Origin of the sequence: Streptomyces sp. NPDC005402 (genome assembly GCF_040606575.1) — a bacterium.
Lineage (GTDB): Bacteria > Actinomycetota > Actinomycetes > Streptomycetales > Streptomycetaceae > Streptomyces.
The window spans coordinates 74,976-96,521 of sequence record NZ_JBEXFB010000012.1 but is presented as its reverse complement, the minus strand read 5'-3'; the positions used below and the strand labels follow the sequence as shown (position 1 = coordinate 96,521).

The window sequence follows — 21,546 nt, the reverse complement described above, 5'->3', positions numbered from 1 at the left end:
CCACCGGTATGTACACCCCGAAGCCGGGCGCGGCGCCCCTGGGACGCATGATCGCGGCCCAGGCGGTGCTGGAGACGAAGATGCTCCTGCGCAACGGCGAGCAGCTGTTGCTGACGGTGGTGATCCCGACCCTCGTGCTGGTCCTGTTCAGCTCGGTGGACATCATCGACACCGGCGAGGGCAAGGCGGTGGACTTCCTCGCCCCCGGCGTCCTGGCCCTCGCGGTCATGTCGACGGCCTTCACGGGCCAGGCGATCGCGACCGGCTTCGAACGCCGCTACGGCGTACTGAAGCGCCTCGCCTCCTCCCCGCTCCCCCGCTGGGCCCTGATGACGGCGAAGACGGCCTCGGTGCTGGTGACGGAGATCCTCCAGGTGATCCTCCTGACGGTGATCGCCTTCGCGCTGGGCTGGTCCCCGCACGGCAACCCCTTCGCCGTCCTCCTGCTCCTGCTCCTCGGCACGGCTGCCTTCTCGGGCCTCGGCCTCCTGATGGCCGGCACCCTGAAGGCGGAAGCCACCCTGGCCGCGGCCAACCTCGTCTTCCTGCTCCTCCTGGTCAGCGGCGGAGTCATCGTCCCCCTGGACCGGTTCTCGCAGAGCACTCAGGACGTACTGAGCCTGTTGCCCATCACGGCCCTGTCGGACGGCCTGCGGGACGTGTTGCAGCACGGGGCCGGGATGCCGTGGGGCGACCTGGGGATCCTCGCGGTGTGGGCCGTGGTGGGTCTGGCCGTGGCGGGACGCTTCTTCCGCTGGGAGTAGGCGTGGGAGGAGGGGGCCCTCGTGAACGCGTGCACAAGCGGCCCCCTACGATGGAAGGCGTGCCGAACCTGACCCGCGCCGACGCCGTAGCGGCCGTCCGCAACCCGCTCGCCTTCATCGCCGCACGCTGGACCCCGACCCCCCGGACGGTTCAGAGGGCGGCTCTCTCCGCGCTCGTCATGGCGGTGGTCATCGTGGTCACCGGCGGGGCGGTGCGGCTGACCGGGTCGGGACTCGGGTGCCCTACCTGGCCCAAGTGCACGGACGACTCCCTGACCGCGACCAGCGCGATGGGCTTCCACGGAGCCATTGAGTTCGGCAACCGGATGCTGACGTACGTGCTGTGCGCCGCCGTCGGGTGGGCGATCATCGCCGCGCGCTCCGAGAAGCCGTACCGGCGCAGCCTGACCCGGCTGGGCTGGGCGCAGTTCTGGATCGTGATGAGCAACGCGATCCTCGGCGGCATCGTCGTCCTCGTGGGGCTGAACCCGTACACGGTCGCGGCCCACTTCGTGGCGACGACGGCCCTGATCACGGTCGCCGCGGTGATGTGGCAGCGCACCCGCGAAGGCGACACGGCACCGCGCCCGCTGGTCGGCAAGCCCGTGCAGCAGCTGGTGTGGTTCATGGTCGCGGCCGCCGCCCTGCTGATCCTCGTCGGCACCGTGGTGACCGGCGCCGGACCGCACGCCGGTGACTCCAGCGAGGTCGAGCGGATGCCGCTGGACTGGGAGACCGTGAGCAAGGTGCACGCGGTCCTGGCCTGGATCGTCGTGTCGCTGACCTTCGCCCTGTGGTTCATCCTCAAGGCGGTCGACGCCCCCAAGGGCCCCCTGCACCGCACCCGCGACCTGTTCCTGGTCCTCCTCTCCCAGGGCGTCATCGGCTACGTCCAGTACTTCACCGACCTGCCCGAGTTCCTGGTCGGCCTGCACATGCTCGGCTCGGCCCTGGTGTGGATCGGGGTCCTGCGCGTCCTGCTGGCCCTGCGGGAGCGGCCGGAGGGCGAGGTGCCCGAGGTGCCCGCTCAGCCGTACGCCGCCACCAGCTCGTCGATCGCCGGGCCCAGGTAACTCCGGGTCAGCGCCGCCCTGTCCTCGACGGTGGCCACGGCGTCACCGTAGCGGCGCGCCCGGATGTCCTCGACGACCGCCACGGGCGCCCCGAGACCGGGCAGCAGTTCCAGTGCCTCGCACTTCGAGATCAGTCGGCCCTCCCGCAGGGTCACGCTCGCGCGGGCGAAGGTCAGCAGCCCCAGGTCGACCCACACGTCCCGGCTCCACAGCGGGGCGTTGTCCACGGCCGGGCGCCAGAAGTCACGCTGGTCGCGGACGACGAAGTCGGTGAGCTCACGGTCCGGCACCGGCGGCAGCAGTTCCGCGGGCGGCTTCCCGTGCAGCACCCGCCCGAAGGCGTGCAGTTCGCGTCGGGTCACCGCGGTGACAGGCCGTTTGAACAGCTCCTCGTGCGCCCAGGTGAGGTGCCGGCCGTCCATGTCGGCCGACGGCGTCAGGTAGGTGCAGTGCAGCTGCCCGGACAACGGCTCGGCCCGCAGCCGCGCGTGCAGCTTCGCCAGCCGCCACACCGTACGGGGCGTGATCGAGGGGAGTACGGCGATCAGGTCCAGGTCGCTGCGGCCCTCCTGGTAGTCGCCGCCGGCCAGTGAACCGTGGGCCCATACGGCGACGGGATCGAGCGGGGTCAGTGCGGCGAGGAAGCGGTCCAGTAAGACGTCGGTCTGCATGGGCCCATCCTGTACAGCTCACTCCAGCCCGTACACCCTGCGCGCGTTCCCCGCCGCGATCAGCCCCGCCACCCGCTGCGCGTCCGCCGGCGACCAGGCTCCCTCGGTGACCCAGGCGCCCAGCACCCGGCCCAGCGCCTCGCGGAACAGACGCGCGCCCACCACGTGCAGTTCGGGCAGGCTGTGGGCCCCGCTGGAGAAGACGATCTTGCCGAAGGGAGCGAGTTCCAGGATCTCGGCGAGGACGGTCGCCGCGCGGGCGCCGGTGCGGACGAGAGCGGCTCCGGCGTCGGCGTAGACGTGCGGGAAGACGCCGGCGAGATGGGCGGCGTGCCGGTGGTAGGGGTAGCTGTGCAGCAGGACGAGGTCGGTGCCGAGACCCGCGGTGGCCCGGACGAAGTCGGTGAGCAGGACGGGGTCGGTGCGGTCGATGCGCAGGCCCGGTTCACCGAGCCCGGCGTGGAGTTGGAGGGGCAGGCCCGAGGCGGCCGCGATCCACAGCAGGTGTCGTAGGAGCACGGGATCGGACAGTTCGCCGCCCACCCGGCGGCGCGCCAGCCACCGGCCCGCCGCGCCCCGCACCTCTCCCGGCCCCGGCGGTTCGGGCGCGAGCGCCAGTCCGTGCCGTACGCCCGCCACCGATGTGAAGGCGACCGCGTTCGCGGCGGCTCCGTGCACCGACTCGGCGAGGTTGGCGAGGAAGGACTCGACGGTGCCGGAGGTGTCGGCGACCTGTTCGGCGAGGAGTTCCAGGCGCACGATCTCGCGCGCCTCGGCGGCAGCGGCGGAGGCCAGTTCGGTGGGCCCGGTGAGGTCGCCGGGCAGTCCGGTGTCGACCAGATAGGTCGTGATTCCGCTGCCGCGCAGCAGCCTGCGGCCCGCTTCCAGCACGCCCAGCTCACGGCGCCGGGCCAGATAGCGGGCGGGCGGACAGTGCGGTTCCAGGCCGAGCAGGGGCGGGCACCAGCGTCGTACGGCGAAACCCGTCTGGGTGTCGAACAGTGTGGTCCCCGGGGCGGGCGGGCCCTCAGTGCGGGCCAGCTGGGCCTCGAAGGTGCCGAGACCCAGCTCCGTCCTCAGTACGCCGTGGCAGTACTGGTCCACGAGGGACGGCGTTTCGATCATCCGGGCTCCCCGTACTTGGACCGTGTCGTTGCTCACAGGTCCTAACGGGTGAACCGGTCATCAGGTGTTGCTGTCACACACCCCGTGCGAAACGCCGGGCGATCTCAGCCGTTCGAGGGGCCGCCGACCTGGATGCCCGCCATCCGGCTCCACTCGTACGGCCCTGTCCTCACCTTCGCGGCGAACTCGCCGTCGAACTCCTCGTGGACCGTGATGCCGGACTTCTCGACGGCCTTCTCGGCGATCTCGTACGAGGGGGCCACCAGGTCGCCCCAGCCGCCGTCCTCGCCGACGAGGACGATCCGGGTGCCGCGCTCGCCGATGTGGGCCAGCTGGCCCTCGGCGCCGCCGTGCTCCTTGGAGAAGGCGCTGATCTGCTTGGCGATCCGGGCGACCTTGCGCTCGGCCTTCGCGTCAACCTGCTGCGTGTCTGCCATGACCAGGATGCTACCGACGAGTACTGGGGACGGCGACGTGACCCTTACCTCAGGAAGGGGTCGACCGCCACCGCGAGGAAGAGGATCGACACATAGGTGATCGACCAGTGGAACAGTCGCATCTCCTTGAGTTTCACGCCCGTCACCTCGGCCTTGGCGCGGTTCTGCAGGCCGTGCGCCTCCCACAGCCAGAAGCCGCCCGCGAGCAGCGCGACCGTCGTGTAGAACCAGCCGGTGTAGCCGAGCGGCTGCAGCAGCAGCGACACCACGACCATCACCCAGCTGTAGAGCACGATCTGCTTGGCGACCACCTTGTTGGAGGCGACGACCGGCAGCATCGGCACGCCCACGCGCGCGTAGTCCTCACGGACCTTCATGGACAGCGGCCAGTAGTGCGGCGGCGTCCAGAAGAACATGACGAGGAAGAGGATGACCGGCGCCCACGCCATGGAGTTCGTGACCGACGACCAGCCGATCAGGACCGGGAGGCAGCCGGCGATGCCGCCCCACACGATGTTCTGCGAGGTACGGCGCTTGAGGATCATCGTGTAGACGACGACGTAGAAAAGGAGCGCGCCGAGCGACAGCCAGGCGGACAGCCAGTTGACGGTGAGGCCGAACAGCAGCGTCGAGACGACCGCCAGCGTGATGCCGAAGGCCAGGCACTCGCGCGGCGACACCATGCCGGTGACCAGGGGCCGCTGTGAGGTGCGGTCCATGAGCGCGTCGATGTCACGGTCGATGTACATGTTGAGCGCGTTGGCGCCGCCCGCCGACAGATAGCCGCCGACACAGGTGAGCAGGACCAGCTTCAAGTCCGGCACGCCCTGCTGCGCCAGGAACATCACCGGAACGGTGGTGATCAGCAGCAGCTCGATGATGCGGGGCTTGGTCAGCGCCACGAATGCCTTGACACGGGCCCCGAACGGCCGGTGGCTCGAGCTCTTGCTCTCCCCCAGCACTCCGGCTGGACGGGATTCGACGGCCGTCACGCACACCCCTACAGAGACATCCCAGCAAGCCTCGCCCGTGTGAAGTCCCGGTAAAGGCTCGCGCGTACCACGCCACTGTAGACGTTGCCCATACCCCGACATTCGCGGGGGTCGGGTCGTGTCCGAGGAGGCCCCCGGAAGAGCTCGGTCCCACTCGGTTGAGCACTCGGACGAGCGGCTGCGTATTCAGTTGCCAAGTGCGCTGCCGCCCAGTCGGGAGGCGGATCTCCGCACGGCCCGGCAGTCTGGAATGACTCGAAAAAACGCACGTACTTGCGGGGGTAGGCTCGACAACGGCCGGGCGTCCCGTGCACCGGCATTTTCGACATGCGTGACATGTGGAGAGGAGCCCTGACCCAGGGTGAGCACCAAGCCGACCACCACAGACCTCGAGTGGACCGAGTTGGACCAGCGGGCCGTCGACACCGCCCGCGTCCTGGCCGCCGACGCCGTACAGAAGGTCGGTAACGGCCATCCCGGTACGGCGATGAGCCTGGCTCCCGCCGCCTACACCCTCTTCCAGAAGGTGATGCGGCACGACCCGGCCGACCCCGACTGGGTTGGACGCGACCGCTTCGTGCTGTCCGCCGGCCACTCGTCCCTGACCCTCTACACCCAGCTGTACCTGGCCGGGTTCGGCCTGGAGCTGGACGACCTCAAGGCGTTCCGCACCTGGGGCTCGAAGACCCCGGGTCACCCGGAGTACGGCCACACCAAGGGCGTCGAGACCACCACAGGACCGCTCGGCCAGGGTGTCGCCAACGCGGTCGGCATGGCCATGGCGGCCCGCTACGAGCGCGGTCTGTTCGACCCGGAGGCCCCGGAGGGCACCTCGCCCTTCGACCACTTCGTGTTCGCCATCGCCGGTGACGGCTGCCTCCAGGAGGGCATCTCCGCCGAGGCGTCCTCGATGGCCGGCCACCAGAAGCTCGGCAACCTGATCCTGCTGTGGGACGACAACCACATCTCGATCGAGGGCGACACCGAGACGGCCGTCTCCGAGGACACCGTCAAGCGGTACGAGGCGTACGGCTGGCACGTGCAGCGTGTCGCACCGCAGGCCAACGGTGACCTCGACCCGGTCGCGATCTTCGAGGCGATCCAGAAGGCCAAGGCGGTCACCGACCGGCCGTCCTTCATCGCGATGCGCTCGATCATCGCCTGGCCCGCCCCGAACGCCCAGAACACCGAGGCCGCCCACGGCTCGGCGCTCGGCGACGACGAGGTCGCGGCGACCAAGCGGGTGCTGGGCTTCGACCCGGAGCAGTCCTTCGAGGTCTCCGACGAGGTCATCGAGCACACCCGCGGGGCGCTGGAGCGGGGCCGCGAGGCCCGGGCCGAGTGGGAGAAGTCCTTCCAGGAGTGGCGCAGCAACAACCCCGAGCGCGCGGCCGAGTTCGAGCGCGTGGCCGCGGGTGAGCTGCCCAAGGGCTGGGAGTCGGCGATCCCGGTCTTCGAGCCCGGCAAGGGCGTCGCCACGCGTGCCGCGTCCGGCAAGGTGCTCCAGGCCCTCGGCGCCGTGATCCCCGAGCTGTGGGGCGGCTCCGCCGACCTCGCCGGCTCGAACAACACGACGATCGACAAGAACAGTTCGTTCCTCCCGGCGGACAACCCGCTGCCGGAGGCGGACCCGTACGGCCGCACGATCCACTTCGGCATCCGCGAGCACTCCATGGCCGCGGAGATGAACGGCATCGCGCTGCACGGCAACACCCGTGTCTACGGCGGTACGTTCCTCGTCTTCTCCGACTACATGCGCAACGCCGTCCGGCTCTCGGCGTTGATGCACCTGCCGGTGACGTACGTGTGGACGCACGACTCCATCGGCCTCGGCGAGGACGGCCCGACCCACCAGCCGGTCGAGCACATCGCCTCGCTGCGCGCGATCCCCGGCCTGAACGTGGTCCGCCCGGCGGACGCCAACGAGACGGCGACCGCCTGGCGCGAGATCCTGGGGCGCTGGACGAAGGAGTTCGGCAAGGGCGCCCCGCACGGCCTGGCGCTGACCCGTCAGGGCGTGCCGACGTACGAGCCCAATGAGGACGCGGTCAAGGGCGGTTACGTCCTGTTCGAGGCCGAGGGCGGTGACCCGCAGGTCATCCTGATCGCCACTGGTTCCGAGGTGCACGTGGCCGTCGAGGCGCGTGAGCAGCTCCAGGCCGACGGCGTGCCGACGCGCGTCGTCTCCATGCCGTGCGTGGAGTGGTTCGAGGAGCAGGACCAGGGGTACCGGGACAGCGTCCTGCCTCCGGCCGTGAGGGCTCGTGTCGCGGTCGAGGCGGGTATCGGTCTCACCTGGCACAAGTACGTCGGGGACGCCGGTCGCATCGTTTCCCTGGAGCACTTCGGTGCTTCGGCGGACGGCAAGGTCCTCTTCCAGGAATTCGGCTTCACTGCCGAGAACGTGGCCACCAAGGCGCGGGAATCTCTCGCCGCCGCCCAGCGCTGACGCTCACATACGACACGTAGGAGATGTAATTCCATGACAGACGCACTCAAGCGCCTCTCCGAGGAAGGCGTGGCGATCTGGCTGGACGACCTGTCGCGCAAGCGGATCACGTCCGGCAACCTCGCCGAGCTGATCGACCAGCAGCACGTCGTGGGCGTCACCACCAACCCGTCGATCTTCCAGAAGGCGATCTCCGAGGGCGACGGCTACGACCAGCAGCTGTCGGACCTGGCGTTCCGCAAGGTGTCCGTCGAAGAGGCCCTCCGCATGATCACGACGGCGGACGTCCGGGACGCCGCCGACATCCTGCGCCCGGTCTTCGACGCGACGGGCGGCCAGGACGGCCGGGTGTCGATCGAGGTCGACCCGCGCCTGGCGCACAACCTCAAGGCGACCGTCGCCGAGGCCAAGCAGCTCGCCTGGCTCGTCGACCGCCCCAACACCCTCATCAAGATTCCCGCCACCCAGGCGGGCATCCCGGCGATCACCGAGGTCATCGGCCTCGGGATCAGCGTCAACGTCACGCTGATTTTCTCGCTGGAGCGCTACCGCCTGGTCATGGACGCCTTCCTGGCCGGCCTGGAGAAGGCCAAGGAGCGGGGTCTGGACCTGTCGAAGATCCACTCCGTGGCGTCCTTCTTCGTGTCCCGCGTGGACACCGAGATCGACAAGCGCATCGACGCGCTCGGCACCGACGAGGCCAAGGCCGCCCGCGGCAAGGCCGGCGTGGCCAACGCCCGCCTCGCCTACCAGGCGTACGAGGAGGTCTTCTCGGGCGAGCGCTGGGCGAAGCTGGAGAACGCCGGCGCGAACAAGCAGCGTCCGCTGTGGGCCTCGACCGGCGTCAAGGACCCTGCGTACAAGAAGACCATGTACGTCGAGGAACTGGTCGCGCCGAACACGGTGAACACCATGCCGGAGGCGACGCTGTTCGCCACCGAGGAGCAGGGTGAGATCCGCGGCGACGCCGTCTCGGGCACCTACGAGCAGGCGCGCGCCGACCTCGACGCGGTCGAGAAGCTCGGGATCTCGTACGACGAGGTCGTGCAGCTGCTGGAGGACGAGGGCGTCGAGAAGTTCGAGGCGGCCTGGAACGACCTGCTCAAGTCGACCGAGGCGGAGCTTCAGCGCCTCGCCCCCTCGGAGGGCTGAAATCTTGTCGAGCAGCAACCCGCTGCGTGACCCTGCCGACCGACGGCTCCCGCGTATCGCGGGGCCGTCGGGCCTGGTCATCTTCGGCGTCACGGGCGATTTGTCACGAAAGAAGCTCATGCCCGCCGTGTACGACCTCGCGAACCGGGGTCTGCTGCCGCCGGGCTTCTCACTGGTCGGCTTCGCCCGGCGGGACTGGGAGAACGAGGACTTCGCGGAAGTCGTCCACGACGCCGTCAAGGAACACGCGCGGACGCCGTTCCGCGAGGAGGTCTGGCAGCAGCTCATCCAGGGGATGCGCTTCGTCCAGGGCACCTTCGACGACGACGACTCGTTCGAGCGGCTGCGCGACACCATCGACGAACTGGACAAGGCCCAGGGCACCGGCGGCAACTTCGCCTTCTACCTGTCCGTGCCGCCGTCCGCCTTCCCCGTGGTCATCCAGCAGCTGAAGAAGCACCGGCTGGCCGACCAGTCGAGCGGCTCCTGGCGGCGCGCGGTCATCGAGAAGCCCTTCGGTCACAACCTCAAGTCGGCCGAGGAGCTCAACGCGACCGTCGAGGAGGTCTTCGCCCCGGACCAGGTCTTCCGCATCGACCACTACCTGGGCAAGGAGACCGTCCAGAACATCCTGGCGCTGCGCTTCGCCAACACGATGTTCGAGCCGATCTGGAACCGGTCCTTCGTGGACCACGTGCAGATCACGATGGCCGAGGACATCGGCATCGGCGGCCGGGCCGGCTACTACGACGGCATCGGCGCCGCCCGTGACGTCATCCAGAACCACCTGCTCCAGCTCATGGCCCTCACCGCCATGGAGGAGCCGGCGTCCTTCGACGCGGACGCGCTGGCCGCGGAGAAGACCAAGGTGCTCGGCGCGGTGAAGCTGCCGAAGGACCTGGGCCGGGACACCGTGCGCGGACAGTACGCGGCGGGCTGGCAGGGCGGCGAGAAGGCGGTCGGCTACCTCGAAGAGGACGGCATCGACCCCCAGTCCAAGACCGACACCTACGCGGCCATCAAGGTGGAGATCGACAACCGCCGCTGGGCGGGCGTTCCGTTCTACCTGCGCACCGGCAAGCGCCTGGGCCGCCGGGTCACCGAGATCGCGGTGGTCTTCCAGCGGGCCCCGCACTCCCCCTTCGACACGACGGCCACCGAGGAGCTCGGCTCCAACGCGATCGTCATCCGCGTCCAGCCCGACGAGGGCGTCACCGTCCGCTTCGGCTCCAAGGTGCCGGGCACCTCGATGGAGATCCGGGACGTGTCCATGGACTTCGCCTACGGCGAGTCGTTCACGGAGTCCTCGCCCGAGGCGTACGAGCGCCTGATCCTCGACGTCCTGCTCGGCGACTCGAACCTCTTCCCCCGCACGGAGGAGGTCGAGCTGTCCTGGAAGATCCTCGACCCGATCGAGGAGTACTGGGACACGCACGGCAAGCCCGCCCAGTACCCCTCCGGTACCTGGGGCCCGGTCGAGGCGGACGACATGCTCGCACGAGAGGGACGGAGCTGGCGCCGGCCATGAAGACAGACCTCACGGACACCACGGCCAGCAAGATCAACAAGGCCCTGGTCAAGGCCCGCCGGGCCATCGGCACACCGGCCGTCGGCATGGTGCTCACCCTGGTCATCGTCACGGACGAGGAGAACGCCTACGACGCCCTCAAGGCCGCCAACGACGCGTCGCGCGAGCACCCCTCGCGCACGCTGGTGGTCATCAAGCGGGTGTCACGCAGCCCTCGTGACCGCACCCAGTCCCGCCTCGACGCCGAGGTACGGGTGGGCGCGGACGCGGGCACCGGCGAGACGGTGGTGCTGCGGCTGTACGGCGACGTCGCCGACCACGCCCAGTCTGTGGTCCTTCCGCTGCTGCTGCCGGACGCGCCCGTCGTCGTCTGGTGGCCGGTGGACGCGCCGCTCGACCCGGCCGGGGATCCGCTCGGGGCGCTCGCCCAGCGACGGGTCACCGACACGTACTCCTCCGAGCAGCCGGTGCGCGAGCTGTCGGCACGCGCCGACGCCTACACGCCGGGCGACACCGACCTCTCCTGGACCCGCATCACGCCGTGGCGCTCGATGCTGGCCGCCGCGCTCGACCAGGTCACCTGCAAGGTGAAGGCCGTCGAGGTGGAGGGCGAGGAGTTCAACCCGAGCTGCGAGCTGCTGGCGATGTGGCTGGCGGACCGGCTGGACGTGCCGGTGAAGCGGTCGCTGTCCAGCGGCCCCGGCCTGACAGCGGTACGCATGCACACGAACAGCGGTCCGATCGTCCTGGACCGCGCGGACGGCTCGCTCGCCACGCTCTCCATCCAGGGGCAGCCGGACCGTGCGGTGGCGCTCAAGCGCCGGGACACGGCCGAGCTGATCGCGGAGGAGCTGCGCAGGCTCGATCCGGACGACACGTACGCGGCGGCGCTGCGCTTCGGGGTGGAGCGGCTGAACTCCTCGGCGCCCTTTCCGGAGCCGGGAAGCGTCAAGGAGTCCGGCGCCAAAGAGTCCGGCGCCAAAGGATCCGGCGCCAAAGGAGAACCCGCCTCCGGAGAACCGGACGCAGCCTCCACCGAGCTCGCCGTCAAAGCCCCTGTCGAGGGCGCTGCGGAAGCTCCCCGGGAGGAAGCGGCGCCGTCGGCATCGCTGAAGCCGGTCCCCTCCGGTCTGTCCGGGAAGGCGGCGAAGTGAGCACCCCGCAGCTGGTCGTGCACCACGACAAGGAGCTGATGGCCCAGGCGGCCGCGGCCCGTCTGATCACCAAAATCGTGGACGCGCAGGCCTCCCGGGGCTCGGCGTCGATCGTCCTCACGGGCGGCCGCAACGGCAACGGCCTGCTCGCCGCCCTGGCCGCGGCGCCCGCCCGGGACGCCGTCGACTGGGGCCGCCTGGACCTGTGGTGGGGAGACGAGCGCTTCCTGCCCGAGAGCGACCCGGAGCGCAACGACACGCAGGCCCGCGAGGCCCTGCTGGACGCCGTACCGCTGGACCCGAAGCGCGTGCACGCCATGCCCGCGTCGGACGGCCCGCACGGTGACGACGTCGAGGCCGCGGCGGCGGCCTACGCCGAGGAGCTGGCCCGTGCGGCCGGTCCCGAGAACCACGGCGCGGTCCCCACCTTCGACGTCCTGATGCTGGGCGTCGGCCCGGACACCCACGTGGCGTCCCTGTTCCCGGAACTCCCCGCGGTACGGGAGACCGAGCGCACGGTCGTCGGTGTCCGCGGCGCGCCGAAGCCTCCGCCCACCCGGGTGTCGTTGACCCTGCCCGCGATCCGCGCGGCCCGCGAGGTCTGGCTCCTGGCGGCCGGCGAGGACAAGGCAGAGGCCGCTGCGATCGCCCTGTCCGGCGCGGGTGAGATCCAGGCCCCGGCGGCGGGGGCCCGTGGCCGGGCCCGCACCCTGTGGCTGCTGGACTCGGCGGCGGCCTCCCAGCTGCCGAGGTCCCTGTATCCGCCGGCTTCGCCCTGACGAACGTCCGCGGACGGACCCCGTCCGCGGACCAGGCCGGTTCCGGAGCCCGTACGGTCAAGTACCGTACGGGCTCCGGCCGTTGAGGCTCTTCACTACCTGCCGCGCAGCTCCCGGTACGTCGTCACCAGGGCCCTGGTGGACGCGTCCAGGCCCGGCACCTCGGCGCCCTCGGTGAGCGCCGGTTCGACGCGCTGGGCGAGGACCTTGCCGAGCTCGACGCCCCACTGGTCGAAGGAGTCGATGTTCCAGATCGCGCCCTGGACGAACACCTTGTGTTCGTAGAGGGCGATGAGCTGGCCGAGGACGGACGGGGTGAGCTCCTTCGCGAGGATCGTGGTCGTGGGGTGGTTGCCGCGGAACGTCCTGTGCGGGACCAGTTCCTCGGCCACTCCCTCCGCCCGCACCTCGTCCGGCGTCTTGCCGAAGGCCAGCGCCTGGGTCTGGGCGAAGAAGCTCGCCATGAGCAGGTCGTGCTGGGCCTTGAGCCCGTCGGAGAGCTCGGCGACCGGCTCGGCGAAGCCGATGAAGTCCGCCGGGATCAGCTTCGTGCCCTGGTGGATGAGCTGGTAGTAGGCGTGCTGCCCGTTGGTGCCGGGCGTGCCCCACACCACCGGCCCGGTCTGCCACTCCACGGGCCGCCCGTCACGGCCCACGGACTTGCCGTTGGACTCCATGTCCAGCTGCTGCAGGTAGGCGGTGAACTTGGACAGGTAGTGGCTGTACGGCAGTACGGCGTGCGACTGGGCGTCGTGGAAGTTGCCGTACCAGATGCCCAACAGGCCAAGGAGCAGAGGCACGTTGGAGTCGGCGGGCGCAGTCCTGAAGTGTTCGTCGACGAGATGGAACCCGTCGAGCATCTCGCGGAACCGGTCCGGGCCGATGGCGATCATCAGGGACAGTCCGATCGCCGAGTCGTAGGAGTAGCGGCCGCCCACCCAGTCCCAGAACTCGAACATGTTGGCCGTGTCGATGCCGAAGTCCGACACCTTCTCGGCATTGGTCGACAGCGCCACGAAGTGCCGGGCGACAGCTTCCTGGCCGGCCTTGAGCTCGGTGAGCAGCCACTCGCGGGCCGAGGTGGCGTTGGTGATCGTCTCGATCGTGGTGAAGGTCTTGGAGGCGATGATGAACAGCGTCTCGGCGGCGTCCAGGTCGCGGGTGGCCTCGTGCAGGTCGGCACCGTCGACGTTCGACACGAAGCGGACGGTGAGGCCGCGGTCGGTGAAGCCGCGCAGCACCTCGTACGCCATGGCGGGGCCCAGGTCGGAGCCGCCGATGCCGATGTTGACGACGTTCTTGATCCGCTTGCCGGTGTGGCCGGTCCACCCGCCGGAGCGGACGCGTGCCGCGAAGTCGCTCATCCTGTCGAGCACGGCGTGCACGCCCGGGACGACGTTCTCCCCGTCGACCTCGATCACCGCGTCGCGCGGGGCGCGGAGCGCGGTGTGCAGCACGGCCCGGTCCTCGGTCGTGTTGATCTTCTCGCCGCGGAACATGGCGTCCCTGAGCCCGAACACGTCGGTCGCGGCGGCGAGTTCGCGCAGCAGCCGCAGCGTCTCGTCGGTGACCAGGTGCTTGGAGTAGTCGACGTACAGGTCACCGACCCGCAGGGTGTACCCGGTGCCGCGCCCGGGGTCGGCTGCGAACAGCTCCCTCAACTGCACCTCGCCGAGCGCCTCGCGGTGCCCGGCCAGCGCGGCCCATTCGGGCGTCCGGTTGAGCCTGGTGCGGCCGTCTGCGTTCATGTCCGACTTCAGCCTTCTTTCGTGCCTGTCCCAGCTGTTCCCACCTGGTTGATCAACGCGGGACGCCGGCCGTGGAGGCGTCGGCGTCCGGCGCACCAACAGATACGTGCGCGGGGAGCACGGGTATCAGCGAGACAACGGGCAGGGAGAGGAACCCGGCCGCAGTGCGCCGACTGGTGCCGCGCCCGCGAGCAAGCACCGCCCACCCGCCCACGCGGATCGGGAACCGGCCGTCCGGGCCCCGCACTTCACAGCGGACGGCAGGCCGAGCGCGACCGCGAGATGTGCGGCGGCCGGTCCGTCAGGGGTCGCGGTGAGCAGGGGGTAGCGCGGACCCACGCGGCGCGCACCGAAACTCGAGAGCACGGCAGCACTCCACGACCGCCCGACTCCCCGTGCCCCGCAGACGCACGTGGCCGGGCGGACAGCCGTGAAACGGCTCCGGCCAGGCACCCCTCGGTACCCGGCCGGCTTTCGACTCCTAGATCTCGCCCCGCAGTTTGGCGAGGGCCTCGGCGAGGATCGCCTCGCCGTCCGCGTCGCTGCGCCGCTCCCGTACGTACGCGAGATGCGTCTTGTACGGCTCGGTGCGCGGCGGGTCCGGCGGGTTGTCCCGGTCCTGTCCGGCGGGAAAGCCGCAGCGCGGGCAGTCCCAGGTTTCGGGGACCTGCGCGTCGCTGGCGAAGCTGGGCTGCGTCTCGTGCCCGTTGGAGCACCAGAAGGAGATGCGCAGACGGGGCGCGGACTCGCCCCGCTCGGCTTCGCCCATCGGCCCCGCCCCGACCCGGCTACCACGGATCGCGTTGCCACTTGCCACGGTCGTAACTCCCTGCGTGATGGTGCCGCGAAGCGAGTCGACGTGTCGCTTCGTTGCGAGCGCCTCAGTCTACGTAAGGCCCAACGCGCGTCCAGTGATGGGAGTTACCGACCCCACATCCAGACGCAAGCCCCATGATAGGCCGCGCTCAGGTGCGCGTACCGAACATGGGGCCTTACGTGCGGAATGTGTGTGCTGTGTGGGGCGTGGCCGCTCAGCTGTTCGTCTTCATGAGAAGAGCGAGTACGACAATGCACGCGAACCACAGCAGACCGATCACCACGGTGATGCGGTCGAGGTTGCGCTCGGCGACCGAGGAACCACCGACGGACGACTGCATGCCGCCACCGAACATGTCGGAGAGGCCGCCGCCCTTCCCCTTGTGCATCAGCACCAGCAGCATCAGCAGCCCGCTGAAGACGATCAGGGCGATCGAGAACCCCAAAACCACGGCTGGACCAACTCTCTCGGATTCGGATGAACGACGGGGGCACGGCCTCGAGGGCCATGCCCCCGCAAGAGTACGACGGATCGCCGCCAGGGCCTACTTACTGGTCCCGGAAGCGCACGATCTTGACGAACTCGTCGGCATCCAGTGAGGCACCGCCGACCAGCGCGCCGTCGATGTCGGCCTGCGCCATGATCTCGGCGACGTTGCCGGCCTTGACGGAGCCGCCGTACTGGATGCGGACCTGGTCGGCCAGCTCCTGCGAGTACAGCTCGGCGATCTTGCCGCGGATGGCGGCGCAGACCTCCTGGGCGTCCTCGGCGCCGCAGACCTTGCCGGTGCCGATGGCCCACACGGGCTCGTAGGCGATGACGACGGACTCGGCCTGCTCGGCCGGGAGGTCCTTGAGCCCGCCCTCGACCTGGGCGAGGGTGTGGGAGACGTGGTTGCCCGCCTCGCGGACGTCCAGCTCCTCGCCGACGCACAGGATCGGGGTGAGGCCGTGCTTGTAGGCGGCCTTGACCTTGGCGTTGACGATCTCGTCGGTCTCCGCGTGGTACTGACGGCGCTCGGAGTGGCCGATCGCCACGTACGTGCACTTCAGCTTGGCCAGCATCGAGCCGGAGATCTCGCCGGTGTAGGCGCCGGAGTCCTGGGCCGAGATGTCCTGGGCACCGTACTTGATCTTGAGCTTGTCGCCGTCGACCAGGGTCTGCACGGAGCGCAGGTCGGTGAAGGGCGGCAGGACGGCGACCTCGACGGCCTCGTAGTCCTTGTCCGCGAGGGCGAAGGCGAGCTTCTGGACGTGCGCGATGGCCTCGAGGTGGTTGAGGTTCATCTTCCAGTTACCCGCCATGATCGGCGTGCGAGTGGTCATGCGGGGTCAGTCCTCCAGTGCGGCGAGGCCGGGGAGCGTCTTGCCCTCGAGGTATTCGAGGGAGGCGCCGCCACCGGTCGAGATGTGTCCGAACGCGTTCTCGTCGAAGCCCAGGATGCGGACGGCCGCGGCGGAGTCGCCACCGCCGACGACCGTGAAGGCCGAGGAGTCGAGGAGAGCCTGGGCGACCGCCTTGGTGCCCTCGGCGAATTCGGGGTGTTCGAAGACGCCCATCGGGCCGTTCCAGAAGACGGTGGCGGCGTCGGTGATCTTCGAGGCGTACAGCTTGCCGGACGCCGGGCCGATGTCCAGGCCCATCCGGTCGGCCGGGATGGCGTCCGCGGCGACGGTGGTGGAGTCGGCCGGGGCCTTGGTCTTCAGGTCCGGGAACGCGGGGGCGACCACCGCGTCGACCGGCAGGACCAGCTCGACGCCGGTCTTCTCGGCGCGCTCGATGTACTCCAGGACCGCCGGGATCTGGTCCTCCTGGAGGAGGGAGGCGCCGACCTCGTGGCCCTTGGCCTTGAGGAAGGTGAACGCCATGCCGCCGCCGATGAGGATGCGGTCGGCCTTGCCGAGCAGCTGGTCGATGACGGCGAGCTTGTCGGAGACCTTGGCGCCGCCGAGCACGACCACGTAGGGCCGCTGGACGTCGTCGGTGAGCTTCTTCAGGACGCCGACCTCGGTGGCGATGAGGTAGCCGGCGTAGTGCGGCAGCCGGGCCGGGAGGTCGAAGACCGAGGCGTGCTTTCGGTGGACGGCCCCGAAGCCGTCGCCGACGTAGACGTCGGCGAGAGCGGCGAGCTGGTCGGCGAAGGCACCGCGCTCGGCGTCGTCCTTGGAGGTCTCGCCGGCGTTGAAGCGGAGGTTCTCGACGACGGCGACCTGGCCGTCGGCGAGGCCCGCGACCGTGGCCGTGGCCGACTCGCCCACCGTGTCGGTCGCGAACGCCACGGAGGCGTCGAGGAGTTCACCGAGGCGGGCGGCGGCCGGGGCGAGGGAGAAGGCAGGGTCCGGGGCGCCCTTGGGACGGCCCAGATGGGAGGCGACGACCACGCGGGCACCCGCCTCGGCGAGGGCCTTGACGGTCGGCACAACGGCGCGGATCCGGCCGTCGTCGGTGATGGTGGTGCCGTCGAGCGGCACGTTGAGGTCGGCGCGGACGAAGACCCGCTTGCCGGCCACGCCTTCGGCGAGGAGTTCGTCGATCGTCTTCATAAAAGGGGACTCCTGAGGAGGGCTCTGGATCGTACGAGAGCTGATCACGTGAGTCAGGGCTCGGGCAACGCGCCCTCGCGCTGCCCGAGCCCTGTTCACACACCTAGGTGCCTGATCGGTCGATCAGAGCTGGTTGCCGACGAAGACCGTGAGGTCGACGAGGCGGTTGGAGTAGCCCCACTCGTTGTCGTACCAGCCGAGGATCTTCACCGTGTTGCCCTCCTGGACCATGGTCAGGGAGGAGTCGAAGGTGCAGGACGACGGGTCGCCGACGATGTCCGAGGAGACGATCGGGTCCTCGGTGTAGGTCAGGAAGCCCTTGAGGTCGCCGTCGTCGGAGGCCTTCTTGAACGCGGCGTTGACCTCGTCCTTGGTGACCTCGCGCTGGAGCGTCACGACGAGGTCGGTGGCGGAACCGGTGGGGACCGGGACGCGCATCGCGATGCCGTCGAGCTTGCCCTTGAGCTGCGGGAGGACCAGGGCGGTGGCCTTGGCGGCACCGGTCGTGGTCGGGATGATGTTCTCGGCGGCGGCGCGGGCGCGGCGCAGGTCCGAGTGCGGGAAGTCCAGGATGCGCTGGTCGTTGGTGTACGCGTGGACCGTCGTCATCAGGCCCTTGACGATGCCGAAGTTCTCGTCGAGGACCTTGGCCATCGGCGCCACACAGTTGGTGGTGCAGGAGGCGTTGGAGATGACGTGGTGGTTGGCCGCGTCGTACTTGTCCTGGTTGACGCCCATCACGATGGTGATGTCCTCGTCCTTGGCCGGAGCCGAGATGAGGACCTTCTTGGCGCCGCCGGCGATGTGCTTCTCGGCGTCGGCCTTCTTCGTGAAGATGCCGGTCGACTCGATGACGATGTCGACGCCCAGCTGACCCCAGGGGATGTCAGCGGGGTTGCGCTCGGACAGCACCTTGATGGTGTGACCGTCGACGGTGATCGTGTCGGCGGTGTGCGACACCTCGGCCTTGAGGCGGCCCAGGATGGTGTCGTACTTGAGCAGGTGAGCGGTGGTCGCGGTGTCACCCAGGTCGTTGACAGCCACGATCTCGATGTCAGCACCCTGCTCCAGCAGCGCGCGGAAGTAGTTACGACCGATGCGGCCAAAGCCGTTGATGCCTACGCGGATCGTCACGAACCGATCTCCTCGTTGGTACGCCGGTTGTGAGACCGGCGAGCTGTATGGGATGTCCCCGACCACCCCCGACCCTACCTCCCTGAGGCTTGCGGAGTGACATCGAGATGCCCCATACACGGCAGGGCGGTCCGTACCCGCCAGTAGGGGTACGGACCGCCCCGGCCCGAAAGCTCAGGTCACCCGGATTGACTACATCGGGTCACGCCCGGTTCACCCGCGGATGGCGGCGAGCGCCTTTCCGACGAGGGCCGTGCGGTCGGCCGCCGCGGTGACGTGCTCCAGGCCGAAGCCCAGCAGCACGGTGTCGTCCGTGGTGACCGCGCCGTACGTCTTGAACAGCTCTCCCGCGCGCCCCCAGTCCGTCACGACCGCGGGGCTGCCCGCGGGCGGCCCCGGCACGCTCCACGCGCCGAGCGAGGTCTCGAAGCCCTCGGTCTCGGTGGCCTGGCCGCCGATGACCACGGACGCGTTGTCGGCGAGGACACCGCGACCGCCGGAGCCCGGGTCGGTGATGTAGCTGAGGGAGACCTCCACCTTCTTGCCGGCGTACGCGGAGAGGTCGAAGGAGACCTCCTGCCAGCCGGCCGAGGATCCGGTGAAGCTGTTCCACTGTCCGCTGGTGCCGGAGGCCGTGCAGCCGTCGGCGCCCTGCGTCAGATACCGCTTGAGCGCGGGGTGGGCCGCGATGAAGAACCCGGCCTCGCACTCGGCGGGCACGGCGGTGCTGGTCGCACCGTTCTTCTCCGGGAGCGTGGTCCAGTCGTCGGCCCCGGCGGTGTGCGCCTCCAGGACGGCGTGGTCGTAGCCCTCCTCGGTGTCCCACAGCAGCCGGGTGCGCAGGGCGGGTGCCTGCGCGGCGGTGACCTGGGTGAGGTCGATGGTGCGGGTGAGGCGGTTCCAGGCGTAGTCGCTGTGCGTGACGGCCGCCATGGACGCGCCCTCGTACGGTCCGTACGGGTTGGGCGTACCGGGGTACGTGCCCGCTCCCGCGCTCGCGAACTGCGGGAAGGCCGCCGCGGGCAGGTTGTCCGAGGTGGCGCTGAAGGACCCGGCCGCGTCCAGCGGGTTGCCGGGCGCGGCGCCGAGGGTTCCGGAGGCCCCGGCGAGCTTGCCCGTGCCCTGGAAGGCGGTGGCGCCCGGCAGGGTCGTACGGGTGTAGGCGCCCAGGTAGTACTGGCTGAAGTCGTTCGACAGGGTGCCGTCGCCCAGGTCGACGCTGCCGCCGGCCCGCTCGCCCGCCTCGACCAGCTTGCCGCCCTCGTTCAGGAAGGCGCGCAGCTGGAGCTGGGTGGGATTGCCCGGGACGGTCGCGCCCGTGTAGTGGACGACCGACCTGAAGTGGTCCAGGACCCCGAGCGCGTCGGGCGCTCCCTGGGTGGCCACGTTCCAGACGATCGCCTTCCGGCCGGCCGCCTTGAGCGCGTCGACGTACGTCTGCGCCTGTGTGGCGGTCGCGCCCTCCTCGGCGACCACGAGTACGTCCGCGCGCGGCCGCTCGGCCACGGTGTACGTGAAGTGCGTGCTGGAGGTGGGCTTTCCACTCTCCGTCCGGCCGGTGAACCAGACCTCGACCTTGTCGCCCGGGTCGGCGTCCTCGACCTTCGCCCGGTACTCGTCGAAGTAGAGGTTGTCCTCACCGCCGTAGGTCTCGCCGCCCTTCCAGGTCCTGAGCGTCTCGTCCTTCGTACGGCCGCCGTTGACGCGGTACTTGAGCTCCTTGTCGCGCACGGCCTTGCGTACGACGACGGAGACCTCCTGGTCGGCGCCGCGCGAGTAGGACGTGGAGAACGTCTTCGGGGTGAAGTCGGCGGCCTTCAGGCCGAGCGAGGACTTCGGCTGGTCGGGCCTGGCAGCGGACTCGGCGACCGAGAGGGCGAAGGGGACGTTCTTCTCGAACTCCTGCTGGATCAGCTTCTCGTCGTCCGGGAAGTTGAAGACCGACTGGCAGTCCGCCGCGTTCCACTGGTCGTGCGGGTCGAGGTTCGAGGCGGTCTGGCAGGTCGACATCTCGGGAGTGAACATCGCCAGGCCGTTGACGTTCGACGCGTGGCCGTCCGCCTCGCCGTTGGTGGTGTACAGCTCCGAGGAGACCTGCGGACGGTAGCCGGGGATCGCGGAGTTGTCCGGGGTGCCGGCGAGCGCCTTGTACATGATGTCGTCGGGGGTGTCGGTGGCCACCTGCCAGCCGACGCCGTAGAGGAGGAGTTCGGCGGCGGAGTGGTAGTTGATGCCGTACGTGAAGCCGATCCGCTTCTCGAAGGCGTCCAGGGCCTTGGTCTCGGGCTCGGAGGAGGGGGCCGCCCCGCGGTAGGTCTCGCTGGTGGGGTTGGGGGACGAACCCTCGTTGTCGTAGCCCCACTTGTAGGAGAAGTTGCGGTTGAGGTCGACGCCGTCGCCGACGGCGATGGTGCCGTCGCCGTTGTTGTCACGCAGGTTCTTGCGCCACAGGCGGTTGTCGTCGCTCTGGAAGGTGTAGTCGTAGCCGTCGGGATTGGCCGACAGGACGAACCACAGCTCGGTGGAGTCGACGATCTTCTTGACGCGCTTGTCGCTCTTGTAGTGGTCGACGTAGTGGTGGAGCAGCCGACGGGTCATCTCCGGCGTGATCCACTCGCGCGCGTGCTGGTTGGACATGTAGAGCACGGCGGGTTTGGCGCCGTCCTTGGACTTCTTCGCGTTCTTGGTCAGTTTGAGCGCGAGGATGTCCCTGCCGTTCACGGTCCTGCCGATGGAGACGACCTTGGTGAGGCCGGGGTTGGCCCGGGCGGTCGCCAGGATCTCCTCGCGGAGGCCGCCGCTTCCGCTGTACGGCCGGAACACGCCCTCGGCCGCCTTGTCCACGCGGGCCTCGGCCCTGGCGGTCAGGGCGTGCTCGGTGAGCTCGACGCCCTGCCCTTCGAGCTTTTGGGCCTCCTGGTCGGTGAGGTAGACCTCGACGGTCGCGGTGCCCTTCGCGGGCACCCGCTCGCTCAGTTCGTGGCCGTCCTGCCCGGCCGCCAGCAGCAGGGGTACCTGCCCGCTGGTGACCTCGGCGCGGAAGACCTTGACTTCGTTCGGATCAGGAGAACCTGCGCTCTGCGCGGCATGGGCGACGGGTGCGACGCCCACGCCGCCGAGCAGGAGTGCGCCAACAGCGAGGATCGGTCTCGCTCTTCGTCTCATGAGCCCCCCTTGCGG

Annotated in this window: 18 protein-coding genes; 7 read left to right on the top strand and 11 right to left on the bottom strand. The window is 69.7% G+C overall.

The genetic code is table 11. The features are described 5' to 3' along the window. Positions 1 to 8: 8 nt before the first annotated feature. Both ABZT02_RS23825 and ABZT02_RS23820 read left to right on the top strand, forming a co-directional pair. Positions 9 to 764, top strand: a complete 756-nt coding sequence (locus ABZT02_RS23825; RefSeq protein ID WP_356020727.1) for an ABC transporter permease — start codon at positions 9 to 11, stop codon at positions 762 to 764. 50 nt (positions 765 to 814) lie between these two features. Next, positions 815 to 1,837 (top strand): COX15/CtaA family protein, encoded by a 1,023-nt coding sequence (locus tag ABZT02_RS23820; protein ID WP_356020338.1) that lies wholly within the window; start codon positions 815 to 817, stop codon positions 1,835 to 1,837. Here the strand turns inward: ABZT02_RS23820 and ABZT02_RS23815 are convergent. The 4 genes from ABZT02_RS23815 to ABZT02_RS23800 all read right to left on the bottom strand — a co-directional run bounded on the left by ABZT02_RS23815 (position 1,792) and on the right by ABZT02_RS23800 (position 5,068). After that, positions 1,792 to 2,508 carry a nucleotidyltransferase domain-containing protein gene (locus ABZT02_RS23815; protein ID WP_356020336.1) on the bottom strand — a complete coding sequence of 239 codons (717 nt, stop codon included), beginning with the start codon at positions 2,506 to 2,508 and terminating at the stop codon, positions 1,792 to 1,794. The genes ABZT02_RS23820 and ABZT02_RS23815 overlap by 46 nt on opposite strands. Positions 2,509 to 2,526: 18 nt before the next feature. Beyond that, the gene (locus ABZT02_RS23810; RefSeq protein WP_356020334.1) at positions 2,527 to 3,633 is read right to left on the bottom strand and encodes an amidohydrolase family protein; all 1,107 of its coding nucleotides are present in this window, start codon (positions 3,631 to 3,633) and stop codon (positions 2,527 to 2,529) included. 104 nt (positions 3,634 to 3,737) lie between these two features. Continuing rightward, a complete protein-coding gene (locus tag ABZT02_RS23805; protein ID WP_356020332.1) occupies positions 3,738 to 4,070 on the bottom strand; it encodes a hypothetical protein in 333 nt (110 codons plus the stop codon). Positions 4,071 to 4,114: 44 nt separating this feature from the next. Continuing rightward, entirely contained in the window at positions 4,115 to 5,068 is a 954-nt protein-coding gene (locus ABZT02_RS23800) for a heme o synthase (protein ID WP_356020330.1), read from the bottom strand. Positions 5,069 to 5,423: 355 nt separating this feature from the next. On the opposite strand from ABZT02_RS23800, the gene tkt reads away from it, so the two are divergent. The 5 genes from tkt to pgl are packed head-to-tail and all read left to right on the top strand — an operon-like array spanning position 5,424 to position 12,124. After that, on the top strand, positions 5,424 to 7,511 hold the full coding sequence (tkt, locus tag ABZT02_RS23795) for a transketolase (RefSeq protein ID WP_356020327.1): 2,088 nt from the start codon (positions 5,424 to 5,426) through the stop codon (positions 7,509 to 7,511). 33 nt (positions 7,512 to 7,544) lie between these two features. After that, a complete protein-coding gene (gene tal, locus ABZT02_RS23790; RefSeq protein WP_356020325.1) occupies positions 7,545 to 8,663 on the top strand; it encodes a transaldolase in 1,119 nt (372 codons plus the stop codon). A 4-nt stretch (positions 8,664 to 8,667) separates the two neighbouring features. Further along, complete coding sequence (gene zwf, locus ABZT02_RS23785) at positions 8,668 to 10,191, top strand: glucose-6-phosphate dehydrogenase (RefSeq protein ID WP_356020322.1); 1,524 nt, start codon at positions 8,668 to 8,670, stop codon at positions 10,189 to 10,191. Beyond that, complete coding sequence (gene opcA, locus ABZT02_RS23780) at positions 10,188 to 11,345, top strand: glucose-6-phosphate dehydrogenase assembly protein OpcA (protein WP_356020320.1); 1,158 nt, start codon at positions 10,188 to 10,190, stop codon at positions 11,343 to 11,345. Before zwf ends, opcA begins: the two co-directional genes overlap by 4 nt. Continuing rightward, on the top strand, positions 11,342 to 12,124 hold the full coding sequence (pgl, locus tag ABZT02_RS23775) for a 6-phosphogluconolactonase (RefSeq protein WP_356020318.1): 783 nt from the start codon (positions 11,342 to 11,344) through the stop codon (positions 12,122 to 12,124). The genes opcA and pgl overlap by 4 nt, the downstream gene beginning before the upstream one ends. 95 nt (positions 12,125 to 12,219) lie before the next feature. Here the strand turns inward: pgl and pgi are convergent, their stop codons facing one another. The 7 genes from pgi to ABZT02_RS23740 all read right to left on the bottom strand — a co-directional run bounded on the left by pgi (position 12,220) and on the right by ABZT02_RS23740 (position 21,531). Then, positions 12,220 to 13,872 (bottom strand): glucose-6-phosphate isomerase, encoded by a 1,653-nt coding sequence (pgi, locus tag ABZT02_RS23770; RefSeq protein ID WP_356020315.1) that lies wholly within the window; start codon positions 13,870 to 13,872, stop codon positions 12,220 to 12,222. Positions 13,873 to 14,353: 481 nt separating this feature from the next. Further along, positions 14,354 to 14,689 (bottom strand): RNA polymerase-binding protein RbpA, encoded by a 336-nt coding sequence (locus ABZT02_RS23765; RefSeq protein WP_003976875.1) that lies wholly within the window; start codon positions 14,687 to 14,689, stop codon positions 14,354 to 14,356. A 214-nt stretch (positions 14,690 to 14,903) separates the two neighbouring features. Further along, positions 14,904 to 15,134, bottom strand: a complete 231-nt coding sequence (gene secG / locus ABZT02_RS23760; protein WP_356020725.1) for a preprotein translocase subunit SecG — start codon at positions 15,132 to 15,134, stop codon at positions 14,904 to 14,906. Between the two features lie 103 nt (positions 15,135 to 15,237). Beyond that, complete coding sequence (gene tpiA, locus ABZT02_RS23755; protein ID WP_356020313.1) at positions 15,238 to 16,014, bottom strand: triose-phosphate isomerase; 777 nt, start codon at positions 16,012 to 16,014, stop codon at positions 15,238 to 15,240. Positions 16,015 to 16,020: 6 nt separating this feature from the next. After that, complete coding sequence (locus tag ABZT02_RS23750; protein WP_356020311.1) at positions 16,021 to 17,232, bottom strand: phosphoglycerate kinase; 1,212 nt, start codon at positions 17,230 to 17,232, stop codon at positions 16,021 to 16,023. Positions 17,233 to 17,355: 123 nt separating this feature from the next. Then, entirely contained in the window at positions 17,356 to 18,366 is a 1,011-nt protein-coding gene (gene gap / locus ABZT02_RS23745; RefSeq protein ID WP_356020309.1) for a type I glyceraldehyde-3-phosphate dehydrogenase, read from the bottom strand. Between the two features lie 213 nt (positions 18,367 to 18,579). Next, the gene (locus ABZT02_RS23740; RefSeq protein ID WP_356020306.1) at positions 18,580 to 21,531 is read right to left on the bottom strand and encodes a M14 family zinc carboxypeptidase; all 2,952 of its coding nucleotides are present in this window, start codon (positions 21,529 to 21,531) and stop codon (positions 18,580 to 18,582) included. Positions 21,532 to 21,546 lie beyond the last annotated feature (15 nt).

Bases quoted from the DNA above. Each gene is read 5' to 3' on its own strand.
- ABZT02_RS23825 (WP_356020727.1), top strand. From the start codon at position 9: ATGTACACCCCGAAGCCGGGCGCGGCGCCCCTGGGACGCATGATCGCG.
- ABZT02_RS23820 (WP_356020338.1), top strand. From the start codon at position 815: ATGGAAGGCGTGCCGAACCTGACCCGCGCCGACGCCGTAGCGGCCGTC.
- ABZT02_RS23815 (WP_356020336.1), bottom strand. From the start codon at position 2,508: ATGCAGACCGACGTCTTACTGGACCGCTTCCTCGCCGCACTGACCCCG.
- ABZT02_RS23810 (WP_356020334.1), bottom strand. From the start codon at position 3,633: ATGATCGAAACGCCGTCCCTCGTGGACCAGTACTGCCACGGCGTACTG.
- ABZT02_RS23805 (WP_356020332.1), bottom strand. From the start codon at position 4,070: ATGGCAGACACGCAGCAGGTTGACGCGAAGGCCGAGCGCAAGGTCGCC.
- tal (WP_356020325.1), top strand. From the start codon at position 7,545: ATGACAGACGCACTCAAGCGCCTCTCCGAGGAAGGCGTGGCGATCTGG.
- opcA (WP_356020320.1), top strand. From the start codon at position 10,188: ATGAAGACAGACCTCACGGACACCACGGCCAGCAAGATCAACAAGGCC.
- pgi (WP_356020315.1), bottom strand. From the start codon at position 13,872: ATGAACGCAGACGGCCGCACCAGGCTCAACCGGACGCCCGAATGGGCC.
- tpiA (WP_356020313.1), bottom strand. From the start codon at position 16,014: ATGACCACTCGCACGCCGATCATGGCGGGTAACTGGAAGATGAACCTC.
- ABZT02_RS23750 (WP_356020311.1), bottom strand. From the start codon at position 17,232: ATGAAGACGATCGACGAACTCCTCGCCGAAGGCGTGGCCGGCAAGCGG.
- ABZT02_RS23740 (WP_356020306.1), bottom strand. From the start codon at position 21,531: ATGAGACGAAGAGCGAGACCGATCCTCGCTGTTGGCGCACTCCTGCTC.